This is a genomic window from Halorubrum salinum, assembly GCF_024494575.1.
Classification (GTDB): Archaea; Halobacteriota; Halobacteria; order Halobacteriales; family Haloferacaceae; genus Halorubrum; species Halorubrum salinum.
The window spans coordinates 113561-140560 of the sequence record NZ_JANHDO010000006.1 but is presented as its reverse complement, the minus strand read 5'-3'; the positions used below and the strand labels follow the sequence as shown (position 1 = coordinate 140560).

The 27000-nt window shown below is 55.8% G+C and carries 18 protein-coding genes and 1 pseudogene; 6 read left to right on the top strand and 13 right to left on the bottom strand.

Features of this window, described 5'->3' with window-relative positions; genetic code table 11:
- Positions 1-2: 2 nt before the first annotated feature.
- From NO930_RS13930 to NO930_RS13920, 3 genes are all read right to left on the bottom strand, one after another.
- Positions 3-1667, bottom strand: coding sequence for a hypothetical protein (locus tag NO930_RS13930; RefSeq protein WP_256403891.1), 1665 nt, complete (start codon positions 1665-1667; stop codon positions 3-5).
- 137 nt (positions 1668-1804) lie between these two features.
- Complete coding sequence (locus NO930_RS13925) at positions 1805-2608, bottom strand: DUF6036 family nucleotidyltransferase (protein ID WP_321169346.1); 804 nt, start codon at positions 2606-2608, stop codon at positions 1805-1807.
- Positions 2605-3531, bottom strand: a complete 927-nt coding sequence (locus NO930_RS13920; RefSeq protein ID WP_256403889.1) for a helix-turn-helix transcriptional regulator — start codon at positions 3529-3531, stop codon at positions 2605-2607. The genes NO930_RS13925 and NO930_RS13920 overlap by 4 nt, the downstream gene beginning before the upstream one ends.
- A gap of 138 nt (positions 3532-3669) precedes the next feature.
- Between NO930_RS13920 and NO930_RS13915 the strand changes: the two genes are divergently transcribed.
- Positions 3670-3993: a DUF6788 family protein gene (locus tag NO930_RS13915; protein ID WP_256403888.1), complete on the top strand. Its 324-nt coding sequence runs from the start codon at positions 3670-3672 to the stop codon at positions 3991-3993.
- Between the two features lie 191 nt (positions 3994-4184).
- On the opposite strand, the gene NO930_RS13910 is transcribed toward NO930_RS13915, so the two are convergent.
- The 5 genes from NO930_RS13910 to NO930_RS13890 all read right to left on the bottom strand — a co-directional run bounded on the left by NO930_RS13910 (position 4185) and on the right by NO930_RS13890 (position 11407).
- Positions 4185-5462, bottom strand: coding sequence for a Cdc6/Cdc18 family protein (locus NO930_RS13910; protein WP_256403887.1), 1278 nt, complete (start codon positions 5460-5462; stop codon positions 4185-4187).
- Positions 5463-6649: 1187 nt separating this feature from the next.
- A complete protein-coding gene (locus NO930_RS13905) occupies positions 6650-8815 on the bottom strand; it encodes a type B DNA-directed DNA polymerase (protein WP_256403886.1) in 2166 nt (721 codons plus the stop codon).
- A gap of 2 nt (positions 8816-8817) precedes the next feature.
- A complete protein-coding gene (locus NO930_RS13900; RefSeq protein ID WP_256403885.1) occupies positions 8818-9123 on the bottom strand; it encodes a DUF8156 family protein in 306 nt (101 codons plus the stop codon).
- A gap of 2 nt (positions 9124-9125) precedes the next feature.
- A complete protein-coding gene (locus tag NO930_RS13895; protein ID WP_345780039.1) occupies positions 9126-10070 on the bottom strand; it encodes a hypothetical protein in 945 nt (314 codons plus the stop codon).
- A 170-nt stretch (positions 10071-10240) separates the two neighbouring features.
- Positions 10241-11407, bottom strand: a complete 1167-nt coding sequence (locus tag NO930_RS13890; protein ID WP_256403884.1) for an NAD(P)/FAD-dependent oxidoreductase — start codon at positions 11405-11407, stop codon at positions 10241-10243.
- A gap of 92 nt (positions 11408-11499) precedes the next feature.
- Here NO930_RS13890 and NO930_RS13885 point away from each other — a divergent pair, with 92 nt between their 5' ends.
- Positions 11500-12483 (top strand): ornithine cyclodeaminase family protein, encoded by a 984-nt coding sequence (locus NO930_RS13885; RefSeq protein ID WP_256403883.1) that lies wholly within the window; start codon positions 11500-11502, stop codon positions 12481-12483.
- 126 nt (positions 12484-12609) lie between these two features.
- Here NO930_RS13885 and NO930_RS13880 read toward each other — a convergent pair whose 3' ends face one another.
- Complete coding sequence (locus NO930_RS13880) at positions 12610-13638, bottom strand: Cdc6/Cdc18 family protein (RefSeq protein ID WP_256403882.1); 1029 nt, start codon at positions 13636-13638, stop codon at positions 12610-12612.
- A gap of 672 nt (positions 13639-14310) precedes the next feature.
- A pseudogene (locus NO930_RS14155) lies at positions 14311-14589 on the bottom strand (hypothetical protein); the annotation flags it as partial.
- A 359-nt stretch (positions 14590-14948) separates the two neighbouring features.
- Between NO930_RS14155 and NO930_RS13875 the strand changes: the two are divergent.
- Entirely contained in the window at positions 14949-15719 is a 771-nt protein-coding gene (locus NO930_RS13875) for an MvaI/BcnI family restriction endonuclease (protein ID WP_256403881.1), read from the top strand.
- Here the strand turns inward: NO930_RS13875 and NO930_RS13870 are convergent.
- From NO930_RS13870 to NO930_RS13860, 3 genes are all read right to left on the bottom strand, one after another.
- On the bottom strand, positions 15716-17059 hold the full coding sequence (locus tag NO930_RS13870; RefSeq protein ID WP_095638064.1) for a DNA methyltransferase: 1344 nt from the start codon (positions 17057-17059) through the stop codon (positions 15716-15718). The genes NO930_RS13875 and NO930_RS13870 overlap by 4 nt on opposite strands.
- 619 nt (positions 17060-17678) lie before the next feature.
- The gene (locus tag NO930_RS13865) at positions 17679-18743 is read right to left on the bottom strand and encodes a hypothetical protein (protein WP_256403880.1); all 1065 of its coding nucleotides are present in this window, start codon (positions 18741-18743) and stop codon (positions 17679-17681) included.
- A 20-nt stretch (positions 18744-18763) separates the two neighbouring features.
- On the bottom strand, positions 18764-19240 hold the full coding sequence (locus tag NO930_RS13860) for a hypothetical protein (protein WP_095638062.1): 477 nt from the start codon (positions 19238-19240) through the stop codon (positions 18764-18766).
- 150 nt (positions 19241-19390) lie between these two features.
- Between NO930_RS13860 and NO930_RS13855 the strand changes: the two genes are divergently transcribed.
- Genes NO930_RS13855 through NO930_RS13845 form a run of 3 tightly spaced genes read left to right on the top strand, consistent with a single transcriptional unit; the run spans position 19391 to position 26959 of the window.
- Positions 19391-21724 carry a DrmE family protein gene (locus NO930_RS13855; protein WP_233139230.1) on the top strand — a complete coding sequence of 778 codons (2334 nt, stop codon included), beginning with the start codon at positions 19391-19393 and terminating at the stop codon, positions 21722-21724.
- A complete protein-coding gene (locus tag NO930_RS13850; RefSeq protein WP_256403879.1) occupies positions 21714-25118 on the top strand; it encodes a DEAD/DEAH box helicase family protein in 3405 nt (1134 codons plus the stop codon). The genes NO930_RS13855 and NO930_RS13850 overlap by 11 nt, the downstream gene beginning before the upstream one ends.
- Positions 25118-26959 carry a hypothetical protein gene (locus NO930_RS13845; RefSeq protein WP_095638061.1) on the top strand — a complete coding sequence of 614 codons (1842 nt, stop codon included), beginning with the start codon at positions 25118-25120 and terminating at the stop codon, positions 26957-26959. The genes NO930_RS13850 and NO930_RS13845 overlap by 1 nt, the downstream gene beginning before the upstream one ends.
- Positions 26960-27000 lie beyond the last annotated feature (41 nt).

Genomic DNA, 27000 nt, shown 5'->3' with positions numbered 1-27000 from the left:
GTTCAATTCTCTTGGACAGAATACAGTACACTGTCGTCGTTATATTTGATATACTGATAAAACTCGAAATCAGTGAGGAATCGTACATCGTGTTTCGTAATGAAGGACGGAACTACATTCGAGACAACGAACATTTCTACGTCCATATCAGTCCAACCATCTGAGATTGTTTGTTTGTCCCGATCAGTATCGTCTCGTGAAACTTGTGAAGTAAACGTATCTCCAGCCTCCAGCTCGCGCCACGATTGGACTTTCTCAGGGAACGGACCTTTCCCTTCACGGTTGGAATCGGGCGGGACTTCGTTAAATATCACACGATTGAAATACTGATTTAACTCTGTAATCCCGTCTGCCTCGTTAATTTGGAGAGGTGGGAAACGATACTTTACCTCAATAAAGATAATCCGGTTCTCCATGACGCATAGTAAGTCAATCTCGTTCGGATTCTTGGACGTGATTTCAGCACTGTGATAGCAGTCGATTCCCTGCTCGGTTAGAAACTCATACAGATTTCGTTCACGAATCGTCCCGTTATCGCCTGCGACATTCGATAGCAAGGTGTGTCCATTCGGTTCATCGGTATTGTTTTGCAGTAACGGGAAAACTTGGAATTTCAGTAACTGTGCATAGTGCCTTGGGTAGTACACGTTTGTCGTCGGGATCGTTTGGTGAGGAAGATCGAACGACATTTCGAAGAGGAACGGATGCGCTTCGAGATTGTCCTCAGATACAACAACGTAGTCCTTCACCTCACTCCACTGCTTTCCGAACACCTCCCGTCCACATTTATTTACCACTCTCGGTCTGAGCGGGATTACTGCGCTATTATATTGCGCATGCGCCATGTGTTCAAGCGGGACCTGATCATCTAGCTTATTCAGAAATTCCCGGATATCGAATACAGTGACACCTTCAGGGAATCTAGTTTTGTACGTCATGCCGACACGGTCGTCTGAGCCAGCAATGAATCGAAGCTGCTGAATTACTGGATACCAGGCGTCCGCGAATTCTCTCGGTGTCTCCGCATCACCCGGCTCAACACCGTCTGTCTGTCGGATTTTATCGTACACGTAGCTGAAGTCCTCATATCTGTCTTCGACTCCACCGACGCTGTTCGTACACCGATCATTACATAATCCATACTCAGACTGATACCGGTCGTAATCTGTTAGCAAATCCTGCATCCGACCGGTGAATTCCTCAGAATTCCGGATACACACGGTGAACTCGTTTTGGACTCGTTCTAGCCGGGATACGAATTCAGTGTAGTACTTTTGAACGGTGGTGAGCGTCTCGTCAAGTTCCGGAGAATCTTGTGGAAGTGTTTTATCTCCAAATTTACTATCATCTATTTCATAGATGCGCTTTATTAGGTACGCAACATATCCGAATTCGTCGGCTGGAAGTGACGTTTCTGCTTGCGAGAAAAATTGGTTGCTAATATAGTTCACCCGATGTAGAAGTTTGTATGTTAAGCTCTGTTTCGAGTATTCAGTAAGCAGACGATCGATCCGTTGTTCAGTTAAAAAATCTTTTAGATACCAGTTGATTTTCGCATCGAGAACGGGTTGAGATTCAACACGGTAACCCGTACACTCCGGACAAAATAACGAATTTGAATCAGTTTTAGATAGGCAGAGCAAAGACCCGCAATCAGAACACGGCATACTCAGGAGATATTGTGGATCCCTGATACACGTTTCCCTGTTGGTCGGTTGGTTGTAGACGATCTGTCTTAAGGAAGTAAAACTGGTCCATATAGACACTTCCGCAGCTTTCAACAGATTCAGGATGCTATTTTCATCTACTCTACTGGTCTTACTGTATTGCCATTTTGACGTACTCGGTCGAACTTCTGGAGATACTCGATCCGTTCGCCAACGTCAGCGACATCCAGATCTAATTCGACGGCCAGTTCGTCGACCGTCATCGGTTCATCGAGTTCCTGGAGGACTTCGAGCCCCCGGTAGTACCTGTTCGTGAGCTCTTGGACGCGGCCCTCGATCGGCGTGGTCACCCCGTATCGCTCCTCGAGTTCAACCAGGGCTTCGTTCGCGAACGTGGCAAACTGATCGTCCCCCAGGCGTTCGATCTGGGCTTCGAGTTCAGCCCGGACGACGTCGTAATCGAGGCCGGCCTGCACGAGCATATTCATGTCCTCGATGTCATCATCGCGGCCTGCGATTGCCTTGAACAGGAAGATATCCTCGTTGCTGACCAGCCGGACCGTCAGTCGATCCGTGTCGAGGAACGGCTCGCTGCGCTCTTGCATCCCGTCGGTGAGCACGAGCTTGTTCGCGACCTGCTGGTTGAAGATGTCGAGACGACACCCGTCGTCGTTCTCGACGCAGCTCGTCGCGCCGAGCGCCCGGTAATCTGGATCCAGCGACTGGACCTCCGCATACCCGAGGTCCATCAGGACGGCCCACAGCTGACCGTACGCGTCGCCATCCGGGACGACCAGGTCGATATCTTTCGTCGCCCCTTTGAGGTCGCGCAGCGACATCGCGCCACCACCGATCAGGTAGACCGTGAGCGGTTCAGATAGCCCGTCCCCGATTCGCTGGAATTCGTTCTCGATGTACTCACGTCCGAATGTTGGTCTCATTGTGGTAGTGGCACCTCGTAGTCAGCCGCCAGCTCCTGGAACTCGTCCCACTCCGGGAGCCGGTCGTCGTCGACCTCGCCGTGCGTCTCGAGGTAACGGAGCAAGGCGTCGATTTCGTCTTCGAGGCCATACTTCGCCGCCTGCTCTCGGAGGTCCGCCTCGTCGACGTCGACGTGGCTGAGCAGGAGGAGACAGTACGAGCGGTGGCGGCTGCCGTCGTCGATTAACAGCGTGTGACAACACAGCTCCGCCGGCGAGACTGCGTCGAGCTCCTCGGAGTAGACGTAGTAGCGGTGGCCGGTGAGCAGGAACTGGAGGTCGAAGGCCGCGAATCGAGCGAGACCGGTTTCGTGGAACGCCTCCGCGTCGATTTCCGTTTCGGTCTGGGTGAGGAATTCGTTGTAGTCCTCCCAGAGAATCGTGCCCTTCGGGGCGACGGCTTCGAGGCGGTGGCGATGTAGATGGTGTGCGAGTTCACGGGCGAACTCGTGGAGGCGGTCGAAGTCGGCATTGAATTCGTAGCGGCCGTCGGCCGTCCCGACGAGACCACGGTCGCGAAACCGCTTGAGGACGCGGTTGACCGTGTTGCGGTAATTGTCGCTCCGGTCCGCAATCTCGGAGACCGTTCGCGGCTGGTCGAGGTAGTACAGCACCTCGAGTGTCTTCCCGGTCAGCAGCTCGGGGAAGTCGATGTGGGAGTGCTGGCGGACGAGGTCCTGGTAGAGCTCGACGGCACGAGCGTCTGACGGGATGACTCGTTTTCGGCGGCCGTCGCGTTCCGTGTAGACGAGTCCCTTCTCGACGAGGTCAGCGACGGCACGAGAGAGGTAACTCTCGCTGTGGTCGAGCTTCGTCGCGAGTTCGGAGATCGTGTCGCCACGGTCGACCGTGGCTAGGACCTCGAGTTCGATGCGCCGGAGCACGGTGTAACATAGTACGAAACTTGTATATAAAGAAGTTTCGAGTAGTGTTACAGTCAGCAGGCACGAGAGCCGTCTCCATCGTCTTAACCAACAAAACTATGGATCCGTAGGACGTGTTGGTTAACACGAGAGTAGCTGATGTCCTACGAACCCCCGACCCCACCGGCGAACCTAACGACAGAGATCGTCAAGACGCTCAACGAGTCGGATCCGGAGCAACTCCGAGACGTTGCTAGGTACGCTGAAGCGCTCGCCGAGCACAAGGAACGAGAGGCCCGCCTCGAGGAGTCGGCAGATCAAGAAGAGGTCGAGGAGCGACCAGACGATCTGCCGGATGACGTCCCGGCTAAAGCAACGATCACGATCAAGGAGATCAACGACAATCGCTACTACTACTGGCAGTGGCGAGAAGGAGAGAAGGTCCGTTCTCAGTATAAAGGTCCCGTCAGTCCCGACGAATAGAGGGGATTGAACCGTAGCTGGTTGTTTGGGTCAGCGCAATTAGGTGCGTAGCAGATGACACCCCCCAGAGTGTGAATGGGTCCAGTCCGCCCGGTCAGGTAAAGTTGGGGGCAAAGATACCCACTCTACGTTTCCGACGTGTCGAGAGATACACTCGTGATCAGGGGTGTGGTCAGCGACCGAAACGGGAGCTAGGCTAGATCTTCCAGCCGGCTGTCCCGGAGGACAGATTTCAGCACGATGCCGGTATCCTGAACCAGCCGGTGCTCGAGATAACTGCCTTCACCCCGACCACCACCAGTCCGAGTTGATTCAACGACACCGAGGAACGCCTGCTCTTTCAACAGTTCGTAGACGCGGTGCTCGCTGAGAGTCTTCGCGTCAGCCTTCTCTGTCGTCGCCTGATACCGTTCGTAAATCCGGTTGGTAGAGAATCCATCCTCGTTCGGATTCTCTTCGGTGAGCAGCGCGAGCGAATAGAGGATGAATTTGACCTGGGTCGTCGACCCGCGTAGCAGCTCCTCGAACCGATCGATTTCGGCCCACTCCTGGGCATCGCGAACGTGTTCCTCGACGACCGTCTCGACGTTTTCTCGCTCGGCTAGTTCGCCGGCGTGACGAAGGATTTCGATTGCCTTTCTGGCGTCACCGTGTTCTTGGGCGGCTAGTGCCGCCGTCAGCGGGATCACATCATCCGAGAGAACGCCATCGTGGAACGCGTCCCGTCGGTGCTTCATAATCTCGCGCAGTTGATTCGCGTCGTAGGGTTGGAAGACAAACTCCTCCTCGCGAAGACTGGACTTGACGCGTTCGTTCAGCTGGTCGCGATACTCGATCTTGTTACTGACTGCGATGACGCCCAAGTGGCAATCAGCTTTCCCCGATTCGCGGGCCCGCGACAACTGCATGAGAATATCGTCGTCATCGAGTCGGTCCACCTCGTCGAGGATGATGATGACGGACTCGTAGGCAGTATCCAGAATCTCCCAGAGATAGTCGTAGTATTCACCGCTGCCAATCCCTGCGCGCGGAATATCGAAGTCAGTCACGTCCGTTTCGTTGAGTGAACGAGTCACCGTCCTCGCGACGCGTGTCTGTGTGTTATGCTGCGCGCAGTCGACGTAGACCGTGCCGACGGACACACCGTTCGACTCCGCGGCTCGCCGGGCTCGTTCGGTAACGTGACGGGCAACGAGTGACTTCCCAGTTCCCGTTTTGCCGTAAATAATCACGTTGTTGGGCGGATCGCCACGAACGATTGGCCTGAGTTCAGCAGCAACGGCTTTGATCTCGCCATCTCGGCCGACGATACGTCCGCTTTCAGGGACGTGGCCAACCTTCAGCAGCTCCTTGCGAGCGAAAATGTTGGCTCGGTCGGGGTCGTCTTCATCAAAATCAAAGAGGGGATCGTCGGCGGGATCCTCGTAGCGGCCGTCGAAGTCAGAGAGTTGGGACGGTTCCTCAGCCATCAATATCAGACATCGCGGATGGGACCTACTTAATGATTTGGCTACCTCGACCAGAGTGTAAATCGGGCTATGGTCGTCTTCTGATGTTTTGTCGCTGGCGTATCATCCTCACAAAGGGTCGAGTCGGTCCCGAGTGAAATCGGATTCGGAGTGATAGTTACCGACGCAGACCGGCACCCCCCAATCCAGAGTGAAAACGCCGGACTGGAGCGGGTTTGACACACCCCTGGTCAAGAGTGAATAGCCCTCCACCCGGTGAGCAGCGTACTTGGTTGAGACGACACCCCCCGTCCAGAGTGTATCTCCCGAACGGGGTAATCAATCATTTCTATAAGAGGACACAATAGCAATAGGCGTCTGACGCACGGCAGACACCCCTCGTCCAGAGTGAAACGCCGGTGTGACGAGCTGGAGTGAAGTGTGAACCTCAAGTGGTAGTGACGAGCGTTCGTCGGCACCCCCAGTCAAGAGTGAAGACGCAGGTCAGATCTCCAGCCGAAGCAAAGCAGGGTACAATCGGAACTGTCGGGATCGGGTATCTTGATTCCGATTGACGAGGGAGATCGGGAGATACCAATCACGATTTCGGCTTTGATGCCGGTTCGCTGGTTAGCGAATAGTCAGAATGACGATTGTTCCTTCAACGTCTCATAATACGCGGACGATGGAATCGAACCCCCACACCCCTCGTCCAGAGTGAAACGCTACGAGAGTCTCTCGGTTGACCCGGCGGAAACCACACGACGAGTCGGCTGGGAAGTACCGAAATCACAAGACGTGAGACGAGTATCCCTCGAACAGCAGTCGTCACACAGTCGAAGATCCTCTAAACATACCAATCTTCATAGTATTACCTAGAGGTTTTATTACTACCTACCTCCTACCACTCCCCAAGTGCATTCAGCACAGGGAAGAGGACGAAGGCGGCATTCGTCCGGGTGGTTTCGAACCGCTGCTCGTGTTTGCTGTCTCATTTCTTCCGTGTTCTCCCGTCTCAGCCAGTTTTTCCGTGATTCTTGCTGATATTCTCCCACGAGAACCCCCGTTTCCCGTGGACCTCACCGCACTCTCCTGATTGGTTTTCACTCTGGACGAGGGGTGTGTGGGCGAGGTATTCTCTCCAGATCCCTTCCGTGTCTCCACTCAGCATTTAACCAACAACCCTCGCGATACCTCGACAGTGTTGGTTAACCCCTCTCAATCTCGGTGAAGGCGGCCAGGTCCGTTTCCCGAGTTTCCGCGATCTCGCGTCGAATCTCCGTCCGATCCCAGCCAAGCGGTGCCAGCACACTCTCGACAGCTCTGACGAGTTTCGTCTCGTAGTACGACGCATCGTACGACTCTATCTCTTCGTGGGCTAACGCGACTCGCTCTCGCGAGCTCTTCTCGTCGTCGACAACTACGTACTCGATGTCTTGGCCTGGATGAACAGCGAGATCCTGATCGCGAGCCCGCTTCAGCGCCGCCACGTTCTGGGTGTTTTGCGTGTATCCCTCCAGGGGCTTGGAGACACGATTCCGTTCGACGAGCTGCTCGACCGGCACCATTCCATCGTGGAGGCGCTTGATAGCATCCTGAAGACAGTCGAGTACGGCGTCCGGAGATCGAGTCGCGTCGAGCCGTTCGAGACAGTTCCGCTGGACGTCCTCGATGAACGGCGGGGTTGAGCGCTGCCGGGCTTCGATGCCTCTGACCTTGAAGTCGTCGCCGCCGGCGACCTTTCCGAAGTACTTCGTCAGCGCGCCGGCGTCGCTCTCGCGCTGCGGTACGAACGCCACCCAGTCGTAGTGGGCCTCGTGTTCAAGCCGAATCTCGACGCGTTCCGTAATTTCCGTCGCGAGCGTCTGGAGGTCCCCGCGGTCATCGTCGTCGACGTCGGGATCCGGGGTCACCCAGATAGAGTCAACGATGCCGTGGACGACCCGCCAGCCGCCGGCTTCCAGCCGCTGTTTCGCCGTCAACAGAATCTCCCGAGCGAACGCGTTAATCGCCTCGTGGCACTCGATGCGGCCGAACTTCGCGTTGCTGAACCCCTGATAGCCGAAGCAGGCGACGAGGATCCACTTCAACGCTCCCGACCGCCCCTCGAGTTCCGCCAGCCGGTCCTCGTCGGGGTCGTCCCGTTCCTTCTCGCGACGGATGGCCGCCTTGATCTCGTCGCGAGCGTCGATGATCGGCTGTAGCACGTCGACGAGGTAGCCCCGGTCGTCGCAGATCGAGTATCCGAGGCCGGGGACGTCGTCGCGGTCGCGGTGGCAGTCACACCGGATGACGTCCGGCGAGACGTTCCGGGTACAGATGATGTTCGGGTACAACGAGGAGAAGTCGAGTTCGTGGACGTTCTCGTGGAGGCCGACCTCGGGTGCGAAGATGAAGCCGCCGCGGTCGGCGTCGTGGAGCGTCCCCATCGGCTTGTAAAACTCGTGGCGCCAGGAGTTCCACGGGACGAGGACACCGCGGTCGTGGGCCTCGCAAATCTGGATCGCCGTGAGGACGTTCCCGATCGATGCCCACGCAAGCTCCTGGACGGGCTTTTTCGAGCGCGACACGAGGTCGAGGACGCCGTCGAGGTTCGTCTCCCCGTAGAAGAACGTGTTCGACTCGTCGATAATCGTCCGGCCGGGCACGTTGTACCGCGCCGGCGAGTGGCCGACGCGGCCGTAGCTCGAGTACGTCGATCGGCTCGCGAGCTGCTGGTAGTCGACGTCCGGCCACCGACTCAGCGAGAAGTCGTCGACGCCGGCGTCCGTCGCCATCTCGTACAGCGTCGGGACAATCTCGCTCGTCGAGCAGACTAGGACGTCCGGATCGTGTGCTTTGAGCGCCCCCTGGACGGCGGTCAGGAGATCCGTCGGCGAACCGGTGACGTTGTCGCCGGCGACAGACAACTCCCCATAGACGTCGTTGCTCGTTTCGGTCACCGGGACGCTGAGCCGGAGCGTTGACAGCTCGCTCGCCGGCGTCGGATCGGCACCGGTCTCCAGACAGTACCGGAACTCCCGCGAGAAGTCGACGTTGAAACAGGCGAGATCCCCGACTGGATAGGCCGACAGCTGGCGCGCTTGCCGGGCGAGTGGGGTGACGCGGTCGATGTGGGCGACGTCGACGGCGAGGACTGGTTCCTCGTCTCGTCGAAAGCCGGGGCGTCGCGTAACCATCTCGGTCGCGACGACGTCCGGGTGCTGGTCGTACACCGATTGGAGCGTCGTGAGGTCGAGGTCGGACGCTGGGTCGCGAACGGCGACGTAGAAGCGTGGGGTGTAGTCATCGCGCTCGGTCGCGACGGCGCCGTCGGCGGTTGCCTCCCACTCCAGGACGCGGCCGTCGTCCAGAAAGTCGATACTGAACGGCATCGTCACGGGTTCGCGTCCGGTGGGGTACTCTCCTGGTCATCGCGTGCTGCGACCGCGGCTTCGAGCTCCTCGAGGCGTTCCTCGTGGTCGTCGAGGCGGGCCTCCTGTTCGAGATCGATGCTGAACAGCGCCGGCAGCAGCGGATTTTGGTGGTTCAACAGCCCGCTCGCGTCGGCGTGGTCGCGGGCGTACTCGAACAGCTGGTCAAATCGTGGCTGGTCGCGACGCCGCAGTGCCCGGCGGAACTCTGCCCACCGCTCTTCGATGGCCCGGAGCGCATCCCGGTACGTCGGGTTTGTGCGCCCCATCGCTATCGGCCTCCTGTCCCGGTCGCGGTCCACGCATCGAGCAAGGGGTCCGCAGTGGCCGCCACCGTCTCACCGTCAGCTGTGACGCCTGTCCCGACACCCTCCGGAGTCGGCGTCGACGGCGTCGACGTTGTCGGTTCCACGCCGACCTGCGTGGCGCGTGCCGCGAGCAGCTGCCGCCAGTACGCGAACGTCGTCTGGTAGTACGCGCCGTCGTCGACGGGATAGACGAGCGTCTCGAAGTCTTCGCCGACGACCCGTGGCCCCATCCGCGTCTGCTCGCACTCTAGGTGGTGGTCGGCGACCGTCGCGACTGATTCGGTGAATTCGTTTCGTTCGTTTCGCGTAACGATCACCGGGATGTCGTACCCATCGGCGTAGGTCGCCAACCGGGCGAGAGTTCGATTCTGAAGGGTTTTCGCGTGGGTCTCGCCGAGGGTATCGTCGACACGGTACTGGACGTCGACCGCCGGTACGACGATGAGGGCGGGTGTGTGGGGCGACGTGTCCTCGTCACGACTTGGTTCCCCTCGACCGGCCGCCCCGGCGTCGGTGGTAGACATCTGGATCGACTTGTTCACTGCCGTCGGGAGATCACAGACGGCGCCGTAGTGCTGGTAGGCAGTGAATCCGCGGGCAACGTGGATTCGGTTGAGTAGCCGTTGGCTGGGCGCGATCTGGGCGAGTGTTGTCGTCGTCGCGTGGCCGTTTGCGTCGACCCAGAAGGCGGGCCCGTCGTGTAGGAGGAGATGGTCGAGTACGAGCGACTGTAGGATCGGGACGCCGCGGCCTCCCTCGACATCGAGCAGCGTGATGCCGTCGTTGAGTGACGGCAACAGCATCTCGTCCGTAGCCGGATCGGCTTGGTCAGCGAGGGATCGATTGCGGTCTGCGCCCCGTGTCGGCTGGTCCACCGCCAATCGGTTCGATGTTGCGTGGTCTCCCATACCCGATACCCGTTCACCGTCTCAATAAGTGCCGGCGCGGCGCTTCCGGGTTTCCAGAAATGAATCGACCGAGCGCTCATTCGAACTCAGTCACCGGATATTCGGACTGCGCGGCCGTTTCCGAGGCCGTTTCCGAAATCGACTTACCCCCGTGATCGTCCCCTGATCGGTCAGGCGACGCTTCGCTCAGTGAGGGTCTCGCCGCGCTCGAACCGATCGGCCGAAAGCGGCGAGGCGTCAAGGAGATCCGTTTCCCCATCGACGACGAGGTCGGCGGCGATCCGTCCGGAGGCGGGCGCGTGCTGGAACCCGTGTCCGGAGAACCCGGCGACGGTCACGAAACCGGGGACCGTCTCCTCGACGACCGGGTGGTGGTCGGGCGTGACCGCGTACAGCCCGGCCCAGCCGCGTTTGATCCGGGTGTTGAGCCCGAAGTACTCGGTGTACGCGGCGGCGTGCTCGACCGCGCGTGCCGCCCACTCGACGTCCATCCCCTCGTCGTAGGCGTCGGGGTCTCGATCGGGGTCGTCCTCGTCGAAGTGGCCGCCAACGAGCGCCACTCCGTCCCGCTCGGGCCGGAAGTACGACCCCGTCTCGAGGTCGATCGTCAGCGGCACCGACTCGGGCACCGGCGGTGATGGGTCGACTACGGCGATCTGTCTCCGCCGGGGCGCGATCGGGAGGCCGACGCCGGTCATCTCGCCGATTGCGGCGGCCCACGCGCCTGCCGCGTTCACGACGCAGTCGACCTCGTGGCGCTCGGCTTCGTCCGCGCCGACCGCCCGAATGTCCGCGCCGACGACGCGATCGCCCTCGCGGTGGAGGGCCGTGACGGCTGTCTTCGTCCGGATGTCGACGCCGCGCTCGCGGGCGGCCTCGGCGTATCCCTGTACGGCGAGGTTCGGGTCGGCGATCCCGTCGTCGGGGTTGTACGTCGCCGCGACGAAGGGGTCGGGATCGAGTCCCGGACAGTGCTCGGTCGCCTCCGCGGGCGTGAGCAGTTCGCTCTCCGCGCCGAGCTCGCGCTGCATGTCGACGTTCTCGCGGAACCGCTCTGCGGTCTCGTCGGTCCGCGCGAGAAACAGGTAGCCGTTCTTCCGGAGCCCGATGTCCACGCCAAAGCGCTGCTTAAACGAGTTCCAGACCGCCTTGCTGGCGAGCGACAGTTCGACGTTCACGCGCGTGGAGAACTGCGACCGGATCCCGCCGGCCGAGCGAGCGGTGCTCGCGTTCCCCAGCGATCCCTTCTCGACGAGTGTCACGTCCACGCCGCGGTCAGCGAGCGAGTGCGCGGCCGCGAGGCCGATGATTCCCCCGCCGACGACGAGTGCGTCCATAGCCATCGATCGACCCCCCGAAAAATAAGCGTATAACACCGGCCGGCCGGGTCGACGAGCAGTCTAAGTCACCGCGGAGCGACGCCTCGGACATGGTGCTCGTACTCTCCGCGACGGAGGTCGAACGGAACCTCGATCTGGCGGCACTCGTCGACGTGGTGGACAACGCGTTGGTGAAACAGGCCGCCGGCGAGGTCGAGCGGCCCCCGCGACCACACTTTCCGGTCGGTGCGGGTCTCGACGGCGACGATTCCGCCGGAACCGGGATCGTGATGCCGGCGTACGTCCACGGCGCGGACCACTACGCGACGAAGCTCGTTGGCGTCCACGAGGGGAACCCGGAGCGGGGGCTTCCGACGGTCAACGCCCAGATCGCGCTCACGGACGCCCGGACAGGCCTCCCGAAGGCGTTCATGGCGGGGACGACGATCACCAACGCCCGGACGGGCTGTATCGGGGCGGTCTCGGTTCGGAAACTGGCCCCAGACCCGGACGGCGAGGACCTCACGCTCGGCGTTCTTGGGGCAGGCACGCAGGCACGCTGGCAGACCCGGGCCATCGCGACCGTCGCGGCGCTCTCGGACGTTCGGATCCACTCGCCGAGCGACTCGCGGACCGCGTGCGCCGCGGACCTGAGCGCGGAGGGGATCCCGGCGCGCGCGGTCGACACTCCCCGGGCGGCCGTCAAGGGGGCCGACGTCGTCGTGACCGCGACGACCGCAACCGAGCCCGTCTTTCCGTCCGACGCGCTCGAAGTAGGGAGTCTCGTCGTCGCCGTCGGCGCGTTCACGGCGGAGATGCAGGAAATCGACCCTCGTGTCCTCGAGCGCGCGGAACGGACGTTCGCCGACGTACCAGCGGAGGCCGCCGAGACCGGCGACCTCCTTGCGAGCGACCTCGACGCGGACGACTTGGTCGAACTCGGTGTTCCCCTCGCAGACGGGTACGTCCGCGAGTCACCCGACGGGGTCGTGGTGGTCGTGAGCGTCGGGTCCGCGACGCTGGACGCCGCGGCCGGCGAGACCGTCTACCGAGAGGCCGTGGCGGCGGGTGACGGGACGGACATCTCGCTGTGAATTCCCCTGACGGCCGCCGCACGCAACTGGGAGGCTGGCACCGCCGAACGAGTCGACGAGTCGGTCCCGGTCTCGCCCCACGACCGCGACGCGGTCGATGCGGAGGTCCGCGGCTCGCCCGTCGACTTACGAGACCGGCGACGCAGCTGCCGAATCGACGAGCGAGTACTCTCGGTCCCGACTCGTTCCTTTCGCCTCGAGGAGGTTGTACTGGGCCATCTTCGAGAGGTACGTGCGGATAGTCCGCTTCGTCCGTGGGTCATCGACGTCCTCGGTATAGCGCTCGTGGATCTCGCTCGGCCCGATCGGGCCGTGGTCGCGAACAATATCGTAGACGACTCGCTGATGCGGCGTGAGTGAGTCCAGGCTCTTCTGCTTAATTTGGGCCCGAGCATCTTCAGCAGCGTCTAGGAGCATGTCGTTGGTGATCTCCTCGGAATTTTCGCGGTCAGCTGTGCTGGCTGCGCTGCGAAGCATCCCGATAGCCAGCCGAGCATCGCCAGCAGCGGCATCAGCGATCTGATAGAGCTGCTTGTCGGTGATAACGTCCTTTTCAAGTCCCCATTTCGTTCGGGCACTCAGGATGTCGTAGAGTTGCTCGTTGTGGTACTTATCCATCCGGACGTGCTCGCTGGAGCGCAGCCGACTCACCAGCCGGTCGTCGACCCGGCTGAACAGCTCTTCTTCTTTGTTTGCGATACAGATCACCGCGAACTGCTCCATACTGTGGAGGTCGTAGATGAGACTCGGATCTTCGAGTTGATCGACCTCGTCGAGAATGACGACAGTTCGCGGGCCGTCGTACTGTTGGAGCCGGTCAATGAGCTCGTCGTGGGGTGTTGACTGGCGATGGATGTCTATCGTCGCACCGATGTCATCGAGGATCTGATACAGCGTTCGAAAGCGACTGTAGTTCCGCCAACAGTTGACGTAGGTGGCCTCGACGTCGAGCACTTCCTCGCGGAGCCGTTCGGTAACGAACTTCGAGATACAGGTTTTACCGACACCGCTGGGCCCGGTGACGATGGCTGTGTCAGCTGGCTCGCCGTTCGTGATCGGTTCGAGAACGCTCGAGAGGTGGTTGACTTCGGCGTCGCGATGCTCGACTTCTCGAGGGACGAACCCGGCGCGGAGGACGCGAGCATCACGGATCATCGGTCGGTGGGTAGTTATTCTCAGCGAGAGTAATATAAGTGTGACCGGGTAGATTCCAGAAAAGCTCTGATCGCAGTGGTATATTCACCTCGATTGCTCCGCGGTCCCTCGATTTTGATTGTGGAAACACACTGTTTCCGGAAACGTCTAGAAACCCAGTCCACGGTGTCGAGCTCGCTCTAGCCAGATCACGGTAGCTCGAGCCGGATGGAACTCATGAAGAGCCCTGTCTGACGTGTTCATCGAGATCGCTAGGTCGTACATACAGATAGACAACTTCAGCTCTGGTTGCCTGCGTCAAATACGGCGGCAAAGTCCTTGAGAAGCTCCTGAGGTGATTGTTCATCACCACGAGACGGAAGTGGTGCTTCCCAGCATTCGATTTGGAGTGTGTGCGCATTCGATACCGGCTCCGACTCAGTTACCACATTGAAGATGCCGGTGCGATAAATAGCCAGTAGTCGCTGGTCATGTACACCGACGTAATCGATACCAGTCCGGTCTAGGACTGCTGGAATATCAGTGGGCTCAGATAGCGAGACAGAGGCGCTTGGAGACGCCGAGGCGCTCATACCTTAGCTTGGTCCATCGCACGGATAATGACCGGTTTTGCGAACGGTCTCACTCACGATGATTAACCAACAATAGCGGTATTTTGTTGGTTAAGTTATTTGCGCCGGTAGGCCCGGTGACGATGGCTGTGTTGGCGGGTTTACTGTTCGTGATCGGTTCGAGAACGCTTGAGATGCGCTTGAGGTTCCGCCACGCCTCGGCTACTGAGCTCCCCCAGATGTAGATGAGATTGTTGTCAGATGTCGTCCGAAATTGTTCGAGGTCCTAGATATTGAGATTGGACTCAATATCCTCAATTGGGTGCCCATCTCGGCTGAACTGTTTGTAGTCCTCAAACGCGTCGTCGCGACCAGCGGGGAGGATCACGATTCCGGTCATGCTTGAGTGGAAATCATTAGTGGGAAGCAATTAGCTGGCTACAACTTTCTCTATTGAAACCCTCAGGAAATGGTGTATTCTGCCCTGCTGAATCCGCAAAAGGCAACGCTATCCCGCCGGTTTCTGCGGATTCAACAGAGCAGAGCGTTCCAACTCAGACGAGAATTCGACGCAAACCCGGACGAAAAGCGCTCAAACACGCCATCAAAGTGACTCTCTGAAATCAACAATGTGCTACACAAGAGCGACGGTACAATCTCTCTTGTGTATGTATGCTTATAACAGACACTATAAATTCATATTATAAATTTATATCATGTAGCATACATATATCGGTGAACCTTGTTTAGACGTTTTTAATGCCAGACTACGACGATTTTGAGGAGTTTGTAGAACGGCTTCAAGAAATTGAGTCGATGGGGTACATCAAAACCCATAGAGCAGGAAATACGGGAATCGGGAAGACACTTGAAGATCTTCTCAGGATTGAAGAGAACAATATCCCCGGTCCCGATGCAGCTGGTGTTGAGCTGAAATCAGCTCGTCGGAACTCGGGGAGTATGATGACGTTGTTCACTAAAGAGCCGCCCCGAGGCAGCCGAGAACTGTGGGCGTCATCACTGGTGGAGAAGTACGGCTATGAAGACGATGATGGACGACCGGCCCTGAAGATCACACTTCACGTGGATCAATTCAATAATCAAGGATTCCGTACCATCACTGATGAAGACGGCGTCCACATCGAACACGAAGACGACGGAATTGTCGCTACATATCCTCTCGACTACCTTCGAGATGCATACGAGGAGAAATTCCCGGAGATGGTTCTTGTGGAAGCAGACACACAAACCATCGATGGCGACGAGTATTTCTGGTATAACGAAGGGTACTATCTGGAAGGCTTCAACGGCGAGGAGTTCCTGAACCTAATTCGAGAGTCAATCATCAATATCGACCTGCGGATGCACCTACGGGACTCGGGTGGCGCACGCAATCACGGAACAGCATTCAGAATCAAGGACACAAGCAAACTCGATAGAGCATTTGAAACCCGTTCCCAGCTTATCGATGGGGTCAGTCGAGACCCAGCTGTTACCGAGGATCCGCAAAAAGGACTCTCTGATTTCTAGGGCGCTCGAAGGATGACGATATTTTCGTTTGCCATCAGATTGCCCTTAGTCCCTTCCACATTCTCTGGCGCGTTTTCCCATGGAAGGGTCTTGGTCGGAATCTCTCTTGGGAGATTAACATCAAATTCGTATTCGAGAGATTCGCAGAGTTCTCTGGTAATGAGGTGCGTCGGAATGTTCACTCGACTCATCGTCCGATTAGCAACGACCCACGCCACAGGCTGGTCTGTCTTCGTGATCTTCGCTACTTGCTCCATCACCGCATAGTAATCTCGGAAGAAGTCTAAGGCGTCATCTGATCGCCCATCTTTCTCTCTGAGAGTATCAAGGGTTGTTTTGAGAGTAGGAGAGTATTCTTCTAAGTTCGAGACAGGTTCAAGAACATCATATCGTCCCCCAAGCCCCGTTTTGTCTACATCCTTCATCTCATCATAAGTGACCTTCCCCGTGAGAAGCGCAGGATCTTGAGAGAATTGACCGTAGGCGACTGTAGTTTGATGATCTCCGTACGGCGGCGACGTGATAACAATATCGGCCTGATTCTCTCCAACATCCTCCACGGCAGTTCGTGAATCAGAATAGTGGATAGTCGTATCGAGATCGTGATCTACTCGATTAGAGTAGTCCTGCATCTTCTTCATGTTCTGCTTCAGCTTTTTCGTGAAGATGGGTTCTACATCCGGGTTGTGTTCGACCCGATCTTCTTCAGACAGCCTGTACCGCTTATACTCTCCGTTCCTCTGGTAGGATACTTTACGGGTCGTATGCGAGAGAACGATGCGAAAGAAGCGTGCATACGCCTCTCCAAACGCATCTTCAACTGAATCGATACGGTCTCGGATCGCAGTCAGCTCGTGAATTTGTGGTTCAGGAAACCATCCATCTCGAACCTCAGGCATCTCTAGCCAATCAACTTCACCCAGCTGATCGTACTCCTCTCTAACATCCCGCAAGTCCTGAGATAGACCGTTAATCAAAGCATCTCTGGCTTCACTCAGACTCCCACGTTCTAGAGGAATCGCCTTCGCTTTAGAGAGCATCACTGCAAACGGATTGATATCGTTTCCTTCAGCGTTCAATCCGTGAAGTCGTCCCTCCACAGCAGTTGTTCCACTCCCACTAAATGGATCATATACGAGATCTCCCTCTTCGATCACACCCTGATTTTTGTAGTATCCAAGAAGTGTATCAGGGATTTCGGGAACCATCCGAGCAGGATAGTTGTGAAGCCCGTGGGTGAGATACTGGGTGTCAGTACCCTCGAACGTCCAGTTGATATCTTGTAGATCATCCACACCGTCAGATGTAGATAGGGTGGTCTGTCGGTGATCTCGCTTCATTACTTGTACCCTACTTCTGAACACGCATAGTTGATTCTGTTCATGTTTACTTTATAGTGTAAATCAATATCGTAAATGAAGAATATTAATACCCAGTGGAATCGCCTCAACTAATAGTGGTACGCTTCAACGAGTGTGACGAAGCGATTCTCTCTCATCTCCAAGAGGGTCGTGTAACATCAGCGTACCTCGAAACTGAAATCGAGTGGTCAAGATCCTATATCACTCAACGTCTTAAACGGCTTGAAGAACACAGGCTAGTTCAAAATCTGGGAGACACAGGGTTGTATGAATTAGATACTAATGAGTCTGACATAGGCTCATAGGAAGAGCCATCTCGTTTTACCTATTCCTGTAGTAGAACGTGTCATAGAATCAATCTCATGGCTTGAGCCTCTCGCGGGCAGGGTTGTTACCCCCCTCAAAGTTGGTGATGGCAACGACGAATCGGAGACACTTCACCGTTAATTAAACATGACCGAATTACAGGACGAACATATAATCCTCTGAGGATTTCGCTTATAGAGACGCTGCTACCCGGGTGAATCACGTCTAACGACAAAATTCTGCGCCTTGTGAGATATGGGACGATTCCACAGCTCGTTGATCCATATGGATCTCAGCTATCGACATTGCCAAAATTATCGCCTGACTGGACCGCGGCATCATATTGATCGGCAATCCGTCGATGGCGTGCCAGAATGGTCTGTATATTCGAGTTCGAGCCCCGGCAGTCAATGTTCACCTCCTCAGCCTGCCAATTATTATCCTGCTTGCCCTCCCACACACCATAGAGCGTTACTTTCGGCAGTTTGAGTACACCGAAGAGGATTGTAAGGTAGTATAGAGTTTCGACTAACTCAAACCAACTTACCGTGGTTCTGGGGGGAACCTCCTGCTTGAATGCCAGACGCTGCGCAAGAAGGGAGTGGTCGTGGGCTTCGTCAACGAAGCCGTGGTCGTTACTGAGGAGCAAGGGTTCCTTTCGACTCGACGCTGTATATTCAGCATACCCCTCAATGATGTTCGAGTCACCCGGTTCACTATCAATCAGGTCGACGTTTCGTGAACCAATTAGCTGTTGATAAACTTGAATTCCCAGCCGTCCCTCTCGCTTTGCGCCGGCAGGTTGATCAGCGAGTGTTTCGAACTCCGACCCAAAGGCGTCTACCAATTCGTCAGTGTCGAAGTGGGTGTACTGCCAATGAAGTTCGTCAACAACCCCATTCGACAGCACGTAGCCGTTAGTAGGCTGCCGGCCTGCACTATTTTTTGATCCAGTGACGTGGTCTAGTCCCATCTGGTGGGGAAACTCCCAGGGGAACAGATTGGTGTCAATCCCGACCATAATGGGGTCTTCACCGGCTTCGACAGCTGGGTAGCAATGTCGGTCGATGTACTGCTCAACTGTCTGCTGATTCGCAAACTCGAGGACTCCCGCGCTCGTGAGCGCGCGGATTACCGTTTGTGTGTCTGGAAGATCGTCCGCGGGGCGGTCCCCATACTGAATTTGTATTTCGGATTTTCGCTCGTTAAGCGCTTCGATGGTGTCAGTAAAGCTCACCGTCGCTACTGGGTTTTCCCGGTCGAGTTGAACACGAAACAGCGTGCCAACGTCGTCACCTGGGTGTTGAACAGCAAATGAATGCTCACCAAGATCATACAGCCCGTTGATTACCGTCATCAGATGCTGTCTTGAGATATTCATGAGTCCAGGAGCTCCGCAAAGTCGATGAGAGTCGTTGCAGTCCGAGGAATCACGGAGTATATCTTTCCGAAGTACTCGTCTGAATCGAGGTGATTATAGTAGACGTGATCAGCGCCATGGCTCATTCCGGTCTGGAACGCGATCGCAGACATAAACTTCCGACCAGGGGTAATATCGACGGCGACGGTGTCGTTCCTGCCGGCCTCCTCGATTGGATCGAGGAAGTGCGCCACAATTTCGGCAAATTCTAATTCACTGCTCAGTTGGCGAACAGCCACGTCGCCGTTGTGGTTGCCATAGGCAGTCATCACATCTTCCATTAGCGACGAAATCATGGATTCATACTCTGAAACACTCGGGTTGGACAACAACTCAACGGAATTTGGAACGAACCCGTCTTCACAGGCTCCGATTAACGGGTTGAGTACCGACTCAGGGTGGGTGCTCATTGACGTAATCCAGATATTGGTCATTGTCCAACTATTTTATCCACGGCGTAAATAGATAGCGTAAAGTTCATAATAATAACTCGACTGTAGAGGGTGAGCCGGCGCCCTGATTAGATATCAGATATCGTGAAATGATAAATGCTTATCAATGGTACGACTGTACGTAGCACGTTGATGCAGACATTGGCAGAGACTGCCACGCGATGCGAGGACCGGCCGGAACTCGCTCGCTGGTTCCAGGACGGTCTGCGAACAAAAGATGGTCCCCTCAACATGGGTGATGTCGAGCTAGCCGTTATTGAGGAAGCCCTTACTTCGATCAGCCGCGGCAAGAACGTCACGATTGTCAATCCACTACCGGGTAATGAGGTACTACTCGGTGTCTGCCTAGGATATCTTCGAGTACAAAATCCAAGCTTTCCAAGGAACGGGATCGTCGGGCAAGGGAAGTCTCTCTGTCTGCTACCATCCTTGTCGCGAGGGTATGTGACGTTATTTGACGAAGTCCGCCGCAATGGAATCGGCAAGACTCCACCACTCCTCGACCGCACGTCGATCGATAAAGTGAGCAGCGTTTCTGGCTCGGCAAGCCTGTTTACCGCGAAACACGGGATTGAATTGGATAACTGCCCGAGCGATCTTGGTGTCCTAGTCGTCGACCTTCGGAAAAAAGAGTGGCGTGACCCTCGTCGACGGCTTGAGGAACTCAAGTCGTATGTGAAGGGACTCTCTATTCCCGTGGTCTATTATGTGAATGAGACCCAACCAGCGTTTGAGTCGATACTCTCGAACACGTGGCACATCGAGTTAGACAACACTTTGCTCTCGACCGCACGTGTAAACGAGAATACGGACGCATCCGTCGCCTCGAAATACGCACAAATCCTCTCCTCGGGTGAGCGTCGTGTCGCTCTCCAGCGAGTCCACTACCCGAAAATGCGATCTGTCGTGACTGACTTAGCGAACATGAAACAAGATCTCCGTCACGTGCCCGGACTCGCAGTTGAGGTTGGCTGGCTGTTCAACCTCCTGACTGAGCTACCGGTACGCCCCCAACATTGGGAAGACGCGGTCAAAGACAACTACCACCACCAATCGGTGGGTGATCTCATTGCAAACCTCCGGGGGAAGGCTCAAAACCTGGATGGGATGACCGCTGATTTGCTTATCAACTACTGTCAAGCAGCTAGCTATCTTCAACAGCTACTCAATACGAAGCACCCGCTGCAAGAGGCATTGTTCGAACGAATTAGCGACGCAGAGGAGGCCGGCACTTTAGCGCGATTCGTTGTCCGGAACGAATATGAGACGAAAGCGATCATCAACGCCCTTGCGGCAGAGGGGGGAACGATGCCCGATACTACTGAGATTATGCCGATCGCAGATCTCGTCCCAGACCCTGACAAACCGACGGTGATAACACGCCCATTGGGGCAGTCATCTCACACCTATTCGTTCCCAGCTTCACGGTCGATGGAGTTTCTCCAGTTCGAGATGTGGGCTGATCATGTCGAACGTCGGCTTGAACGCGAACTCGCAGAGACCGATACAACGATTGAGGTAACAGATTATAACGAGCCCAAAGAACCGCCAGAGCAGAACACTGCGCGGGCAGGGGCAGGAAGCCCCACGCCCGGTAGCCCACAGGCAGCTCAGAGGAGTCCACAAGACGCCGACGAGGAACTACAGGAAGTCGTTGAGGAGGCTTCCCCAAGGGACGCATCAGCGGTTGCCAGTATCGGCGAAAAAAACTACGAAGCCCCCGATTACAAGAACGCAAACGAACTTCTGGATGAGGTACTTGAGGCGGAGTTCAGTGGGGAGAGTGCCAGCACTCAGTCGGGGACAACTGGGGAGGCATCAGGCGAAACTGGGCAAGTCCACACAGACAATACACTGAAGATAGTGTTTACCGATGGAACATCGAGGACCCAATCTTCGCTTAGCCGCGTCACGGTTACTTCTGAAGGGGGGATCGTTCGGGTTCCAGTCGCCGAGCTAGAGCCAGGTGACGAGGTGTTGCTGATGGACGACTCCAGTGGCGACCTCTATGACGTCTTTATTGAATCTGCCCATGATCGAGAGCGCGTCCGTGGGTGTGAATCAACCATTGACCGATGGCGGACTGTTCTCAAGGAGGGACTCGACGACGAGTACACCGTAGAAGGGCTCCTCCGCGAGATGCAGTCAAAAGGGTCGGATATCAGTACTCCAGACACGATTGCAAGCTGGCGATCCGGCCGGACACTTGGTCCCCGAGACCCTGAAAATGTTCGACTTGTACTGGAAATCTTGGATCCGAGCGCAACCTCGCTTGCTGACCCGACGATTTCAGCGCTTAGAGAAATCCGCACCCTCCATCGACAAATCGGGAAGGAAGCCAAGCGGTCTGTCGAAGCTGGAATTGCAACGGATAGTTCGTTACCAGATGAGGTTGCCGACAGTGATGCAGATATCGAAGCAGACACCATGGAAAAAATCGTAGAGGACGTAATCGATGTCGAGTAAAGCACAACAACTCGGACAATTCCTGCTGACGCAGACGCTCGACCGTGCGAGCGGACGAAATACTGCGTACTGTGTCGGCGAACGCCCTGAGGACAAGTTCTACGTCTCGAATATTGCCCCGGAATATGGACGAGACTCTGAGGAGGATTTCGAGGCAAAGACCAAGCCGGTCTCTCACGGATTAGATTGCAAACCAACACCCGGAACGACGGGGACACTCAGGATCACGTTCGACCTTTACTATCCAAGCTTCCCTACCTACGAGGAGTTCAAGTCGCTCCGTGAGCAGGGACTCAGAGCAGCAAAACTCGAAGTCGCTGAGCGCGAAGATGTCGAAATCGAGTCAGTAGACCGTGATGCTGTCTCGGCTGACTCGCTCTATTCAATCGCCGAGGAATTCTACCGGAAGTTCTCTGTATCATTCGAGTATACGGGTGAGTTGCTTTCCCTCCCCAGCGAGATTGAGGATGTTGAAGTACGCCTGCGTGATGCTGTTCGCGAGGCGTTCGCTGATCAGACACAATCCTACCTCGTAACTCCAACCCCGGAAGTTGGTGAGCAACTCGGTCTCTCCCCACCTGAACTTCTCGATATCGGGCCCGAGGAGTTCTCAGAGCTTACCGAGGATGTTCCGACCGTCGATACCGATCACTACCAATGGAACATTGGTCTCGTCTCGAGAGAATCCGATGGCCAGCTTACTGTCGAAATCATTAATCGGCCAATTGCAGGCAACGAAACGACCGACGATCCGTTCGTCTTTAATCCACAGATCGAGGTCGAAGGTGAACTCGAACCCTATACGTTCGATCTCGTTCCGGAAGACTACAGATACGATCAGCAGGTATGGGGCAAAGGACGGAACTGTTCGATCGAAACGGGTGTCGGATCACCACCGACAACAGTGTCGACAACGGCTGTGCCGACCGAGCCAGTCTACGAATTTGAATTCAACGACAGCTACGAGACGGACTTCGACGATCTAACGGGGAGTGCAGCGATCCCGACGCTCGAAGCAATTGCGGAGGGGATGGAGGCGTACTACGAGGACTGGACGACAACGAGACGGTCTGAGATTATTGATGATCTGGATCTGACACCTGAAGAAGCTGAGGAGCTTGATGCTGCGGCCGAGACATTCCATGCTGAAATTGATCGGTTTAAGCATGGGATCGAGATTCTCAGTCGGGATGAACGGTCTCTCAAGGCCTTCCAGGCGATGAATCAGGTGAATTCAAATCAGCATGAGTTCCCTGGTTGGCGGCTCTTCCAGCTCGTGTTCGTCACCTGCAATCTCTCAGGAGTCGTTCAACGTGAGCACGACTGGGCAGAGACAGAATATGACGAGATGGCAGATGTCTTGTGGTTCCCAACAGGTGGGGGAAAGACCGAAGCCTACCTCGGGCTCATCTTATTCAATCTGTTCTATGACCGGCTTCGTGGGAAAAACGAGGGTGTCACCGCCTGGATTCGATTCCCGCTCCGGCTGCTGAGCCGTCAACAGAAAGATCGCTTCATCGAAAGTCTGCTCTACGCTGAACAAATTCGCCGAGATCCGGCCTGGTTTGATGGGACCGGTGCTGAATTCTCGCTCGGATTCTATGTCGGTGGACAGGATACACCGAACGCCATCGGGACAGCCAGGGATACCCTCAGAGAAGCGTTCCAGCAGAGTCAGGAGAAACTCGAACGAGAATGCAAGGTACTCGATGAGTGCCCGCTCTGTGATAGCGAGATCACTGTCGAATATGATGTAGAGAAAAACAGTGTCTTCCACCACTGTTCCGGGGACGACTGTATCGGGCAAATCCCACTCTACGTCGTCGACCGAGACATCTACCGATACATTCCCTCGATACTGCTTGGGTCCCTAGACAAGATCTCCGTTATGGGAATGCAGCCCCGATTTGCAAATCTCCTCGGCAACACCACCACATATTGTCCCGTACACGGTTACGGCTATTCAGGAACCTGTTCGGAGAAGGATCTATTCGACTGTGAAGATCGGATTGAAGATACATCTACAGAGTTCTACGATCCAGTCCCGACACTACATCTGATCGACGAGGTACACTTGCTAAACGAGGAGCTGGGGACCTTCGCATCCCACTATGAAACGACGTATCTGTCTCTCTGTGAGCAGATCCATGGAAAGACACCGAAAATCGTGACATCGACAGCGACCATCTCCGAGTATGAACGCCAAATTCGCAATCTATTCCAACGGGATGCAGTTCGGTTTCCGAACGATGGGCCAGTGCAGGGAGAAACCTTCTATGGGCACCTGACAGAGACGGTCGAGCGGGAGTATCTCGGGCTCATGCCGTCGAACCGGTCGCATCTCTACGCCGTCCTCGATATCGTTGCAGACATGCATGAGGTGATTCGCGATCTTCGCGCTATGCCGCCAGCTGAGTTAGCAGAGGCAATCGGCGTCACCACCCTCACTCCGACTGAGAAAGCAGACCTTCTGGATCTCTATGAAACATCGCTCGTCTACTTCAATAACAAAACCCGAAAAGACCGCTACCGGGAGAATATCGCGAAATACGTCAATCCAAAGCTCAAGCGAGACGGATATGAAGATCCCCTTATCGAGCGACAGTTGACTGCTGACACGGAAGATCCAGAATTCCTCGAACAGCTCGAGGACCCCGGTGACATTCCTTTCGAGGAGCGTATCGATACCGTGCCCTCGACGAGTTTTATCGGCCACGGTATTGACGTCGACCGATTCAACCTCATGCTATTCTTCGGGTATCCACGAAAGACGTTCCAGTACATCCAATCCAGTAGCCGTGTCGGCCGGCAAGCTGACACACCTGGATTCGTTTTGGACGTCTTCGACCCGATCAAGGAGCGAGACAAACACCGGTTCCGGTACTTCGAAAAGATGCACCAGTATCTGGATCGAACTGTCGAGCCAGTGCCGATCGATCGATGGGCGAAGTTCGGAATTGACCGGACATTTACTGGAATTTTCAGCAGCATTCTCTTACAGAGATACCGGCCAGAAATGTACCGCAAGTATGAGATCAGCGAGGATGGCGACACGGAGCGCGCCAACGTCCAGAAAGCATCACACCTCTACAAGCTTATGACAGAAGACCAGTATCCCGAGATCACCGAGGAAACATTCATCGCGGATCTCAAAGCAGCGTATGGGTTAGACCGCGGTGAGGACGTGAATCGGTATTTCGAGGACCAAGTTGAAGCTCGTGTTCGGGACGTCTGGCGATATTGGAAAAACAAACTCGGCGAAATGCACTACCCAGAATTCCCACAAGGGAACGAGCCAATGCAGAACCTCCGAGATATCGGTGAACAAGGCGAAATCACACCGCAGTACAACAATCAAGAGTTCATCCAGCGTCTCACGGAGGGTGAGCAATAATGACGATGGAGCGCAAGAAGTCGAAGTTCCTGTATGACTTTCTCCCAGGGGCGACGTTCAATCACTCTGAAACGAATCTCAGTGGGCTCATCGGATACGTCAATCAGGACTATGACGACCGCGGGCAGCCAATCACGCCCAATCTTCCCAGCCAGTATATCTTCCGCCGGGTCAAGCGCCACGCCAGCAAATGGGACAACTGGGAACAGATGGATTTCAACGAAACGGCGATTGACATCATTCAACCAGGGAGTGCGAACTTCGAGGTGTTCCCGAGAGTATTCGCCTGTGGAAACTGCGGAACTGCAAATCAGTTCCACTATAATGATGTTAAAGATTTTACTGGCACTGGAAATACGATCAACTGCGAGCGCTGTGGCGACGCCCTCCACGATCATCATCAAATGCGGTTCGCCGCCGTCTGTTCCTGTGGCCAGATTCAGGACATCCTTGTCCCGGATCACTGTGGTACAGGCATGGAATTCCGAGAGAGCGGCGTCAAGCTCTCGGATTCGTACTGGCGCTGCACGAATCCCGGGTGTGACTACACGAAGGATTTCCACGGCGGAAAATGCCTCAACGCTACCTGTGATCGGAACGATCTCCGGACACTCCCCCATTCAGCGTCGACGACCTTCTACCCTCAGACCCAAACGCTGGTGAACGTTCGGCAGGATCTCGACACACTCCATACTAACGACCGGTTTCAGGTTGAGATCGTGAGCGATTACCTGCTCGATGATTCTGAACTGGGTGAACCCGACCCCGACACAGTGATGGATCTTGCGATGGATCTGCTCCAACAAGGAGAAGCAGAATCAAACGAAGAAGCTCGTAAAATGGCAAAGGAGCGTCTTGAAGTCGATATCACCGAACATCGCGACGAGACAGCTGCCTTCTTACGGGACGTCTTCGACGAACAGGAACAGGTTAAACTGAGCGAGGAGCTCTTTGAGTACCTCTCGATCACGAATGATTCGTACGACGAAGCAGACTATATCTACTCCTACACGTTTGAGGAGCTCCAGTCAGGGGCTATCGACACGCACCTCGAAAGTGATCAGATTGATGAGTACATCACCGAACGTGATCGGCGCAATCTCTCGCAAGTCAGATTGGTGAAGAATTTCCCAATCACCACCGTGACGTATGGATATACGCGGTTATCGCCGGAGCCCACCGGCGGATTCGGCGGCGATGAAACGCCGGACGATGATGCGGTTCCGCCGGCCCTGAATCTGTTCCGTAGTGGTGAGTGGGCTGAGGGGCAGATCTTCGCTCGAACAAATGATGCCGAAGCCGTCGTGTTGTCACTCGATAAGACAGCAGTGCGTGAGTGGGTCAGCGAGAACTTCACCGGCGAGTTGGCGATTGATGATCTCGATAGATGGTTCCTCTCGCAAGTAACGGATCCTGGTCGGTTCGGCACCATCGATCCAGAAACTGATCCCGTATCACGTGCGGTGTACACGCTGTTGCATACCTACTCGCATGCAGTTATTGACGCGATTGGGGCACTCTCGGGATACGGACGTGAGAGTTTGGTCGAGCATCTGCTCCCAAGGACACTCTCGACAGTGATCTATAAACGAGCAGATACGGACTACAGTCTTGGATCTATTTTTACTCTGTTTGAAGAGCGATTTCTGGATGTCATGGCACAGATCGAAGAGGCGGAGTTCTGTACCTATGACACCATCTGCCGAACTGATCATAACTGTGCATGCGAGGACTGCCTCTTCCTCTCGAACATCACCTGTGCCAATTCAAACAACAATCTAAGCCGCTCCGTCTTGTTCGGCGGGCCGTTTGATAACGAAGAAATCAACGGATTCCTCTAACAGATGGTAGCGATACAATTTCGGTAGTCAAATAGCGATTT

What these genes read in the sequence shown, in the direction of transcription:
- NO930_RS13875 (WP_256403881.1), top strand. Translation starts at nt 14,949, where the DNA reads ATGCCAGACTACGACGATTTTGAGGAGTTTGTAGAACGGCTTCAAGAA.
- NO930_RS13890 (WP_256403884.1), bottom strand. Translation starts at nt 11,407, where the DNA reads ATGGACGCACTCGTCGTCGGCGGGGGAATCATCGGCCTCGCGGCCGCG.
- NO930_RS13880 (WP_256403882.1), bottom strand. Translation starts at nt 13,638, where the DNA reads ATGATCCGTGATGCTCGCGTCCTCCGCGCCGGGTTCGTCCCTCGAGAA.
- NO930_RS13910 (WP_256403887.1), bottom strand. Translation starts at nt 5,462, where the DNA reads ATGGCTGAGGAACCGTCCCAACTCTCTGACTTCGACGGCCGCTACGAG.
- NO930_RS13845 (WP_095638061.1), top strand. Translation starts at nt 25,118, where the DNA reads ATGACGATGGAGCGCAAGAAGTCGAAGTTCCTGTATGACTTTCTCCCA.
- NO930_RS13930 (WP_256403891.1), bottom strand. Translation starts at nt 1,667, where the DNA reads ATGCCGTGTTCTGATTGCGGGTCTTTGCTCTGCCTATCTAAAACTGAT.
- NO930_RS13885 (WP_256403883.1), top strand. Translation starts at nt 11,500, where the DNA reads ATGGTGCTCGTACTCTCCGCGACGGAGGTCGAACGGAACCTCGATCTG.
- NO930_RS13915 (WP_256403888.1), top strand. Translation starts at nt 3,670, where the DNA reads ATGTCCTACGAACCCCCGACCCCACCGGCGAACCTAACGACAGAGATC.
- NO930_RS13900 (WP_256403885.1), bottom strand. Translation starts at nt 9,123, where the DNA reads ATGGGGCGCACAAACCCGACGTACCGGGATGCGCTCCGGGCCATCGAA.
- NO930_RS13925 (WP_321169346.1), bottom strand. Translation starts at nt 2,608, where the DNA reads ATGAGACCAACATTCGGACGTGAGTACATCGAGAACGAATTCCAGCGA.
- NO930_RS13905 (WP_256403886.1), bottom strand. Translation starts at nt 8,815, where the DNA reads ATGCCGTTCAGTATCGACTTTCTGGACGACGGCCGCGTCCTGGAGTGG.
- NO930_RS13895 (WP_345780039.1), bottom strand. Translation starts at nt 10,070, where the DNA reads ATGGGAGACCACGCAACATCGAACCGATTGGCGGTGGACCAGCCGACA.
- NO930_RS13850 (WP_256403879.1), top strand. Translation starts at nt 21,714, where the DNA reads ATGTCGAGTAAAGCACAACAACTCGGACAATTCCTGCTGACGCAGACG.
- NO930_RS13855 (WP_233139230.1), top strand. Translation starts at nt 19,391, where the DNA reads ATGCAGACATTGGCAGAGACTGCCACGCGATGCGAGGACCGGCCGGAA.
- NO930_RS13865 (WP_256403880.1), bottom strand. Translation starts at nt 18,743, where the DNA reads ATGACGGTAATCAACGGGCTGTATGATCTTGGTGAGCATTCATTTGCT.
- NO930_RS13860 (WP_095638062.1), bottom strand. Translation starts at nt 19,240, where the DNA reads ATGACCAATATCTGGATTACGTCAATGAGCACCCACCCTGAGTCGGTA.
- NO930_RS13870 (WP_095638064.1), bottom strand. Translation starts at nt 17,059, where the DNA reads ATGAAGCGAGATCACCGACAGACCACCCTATCTACATCTGACGGTGTG.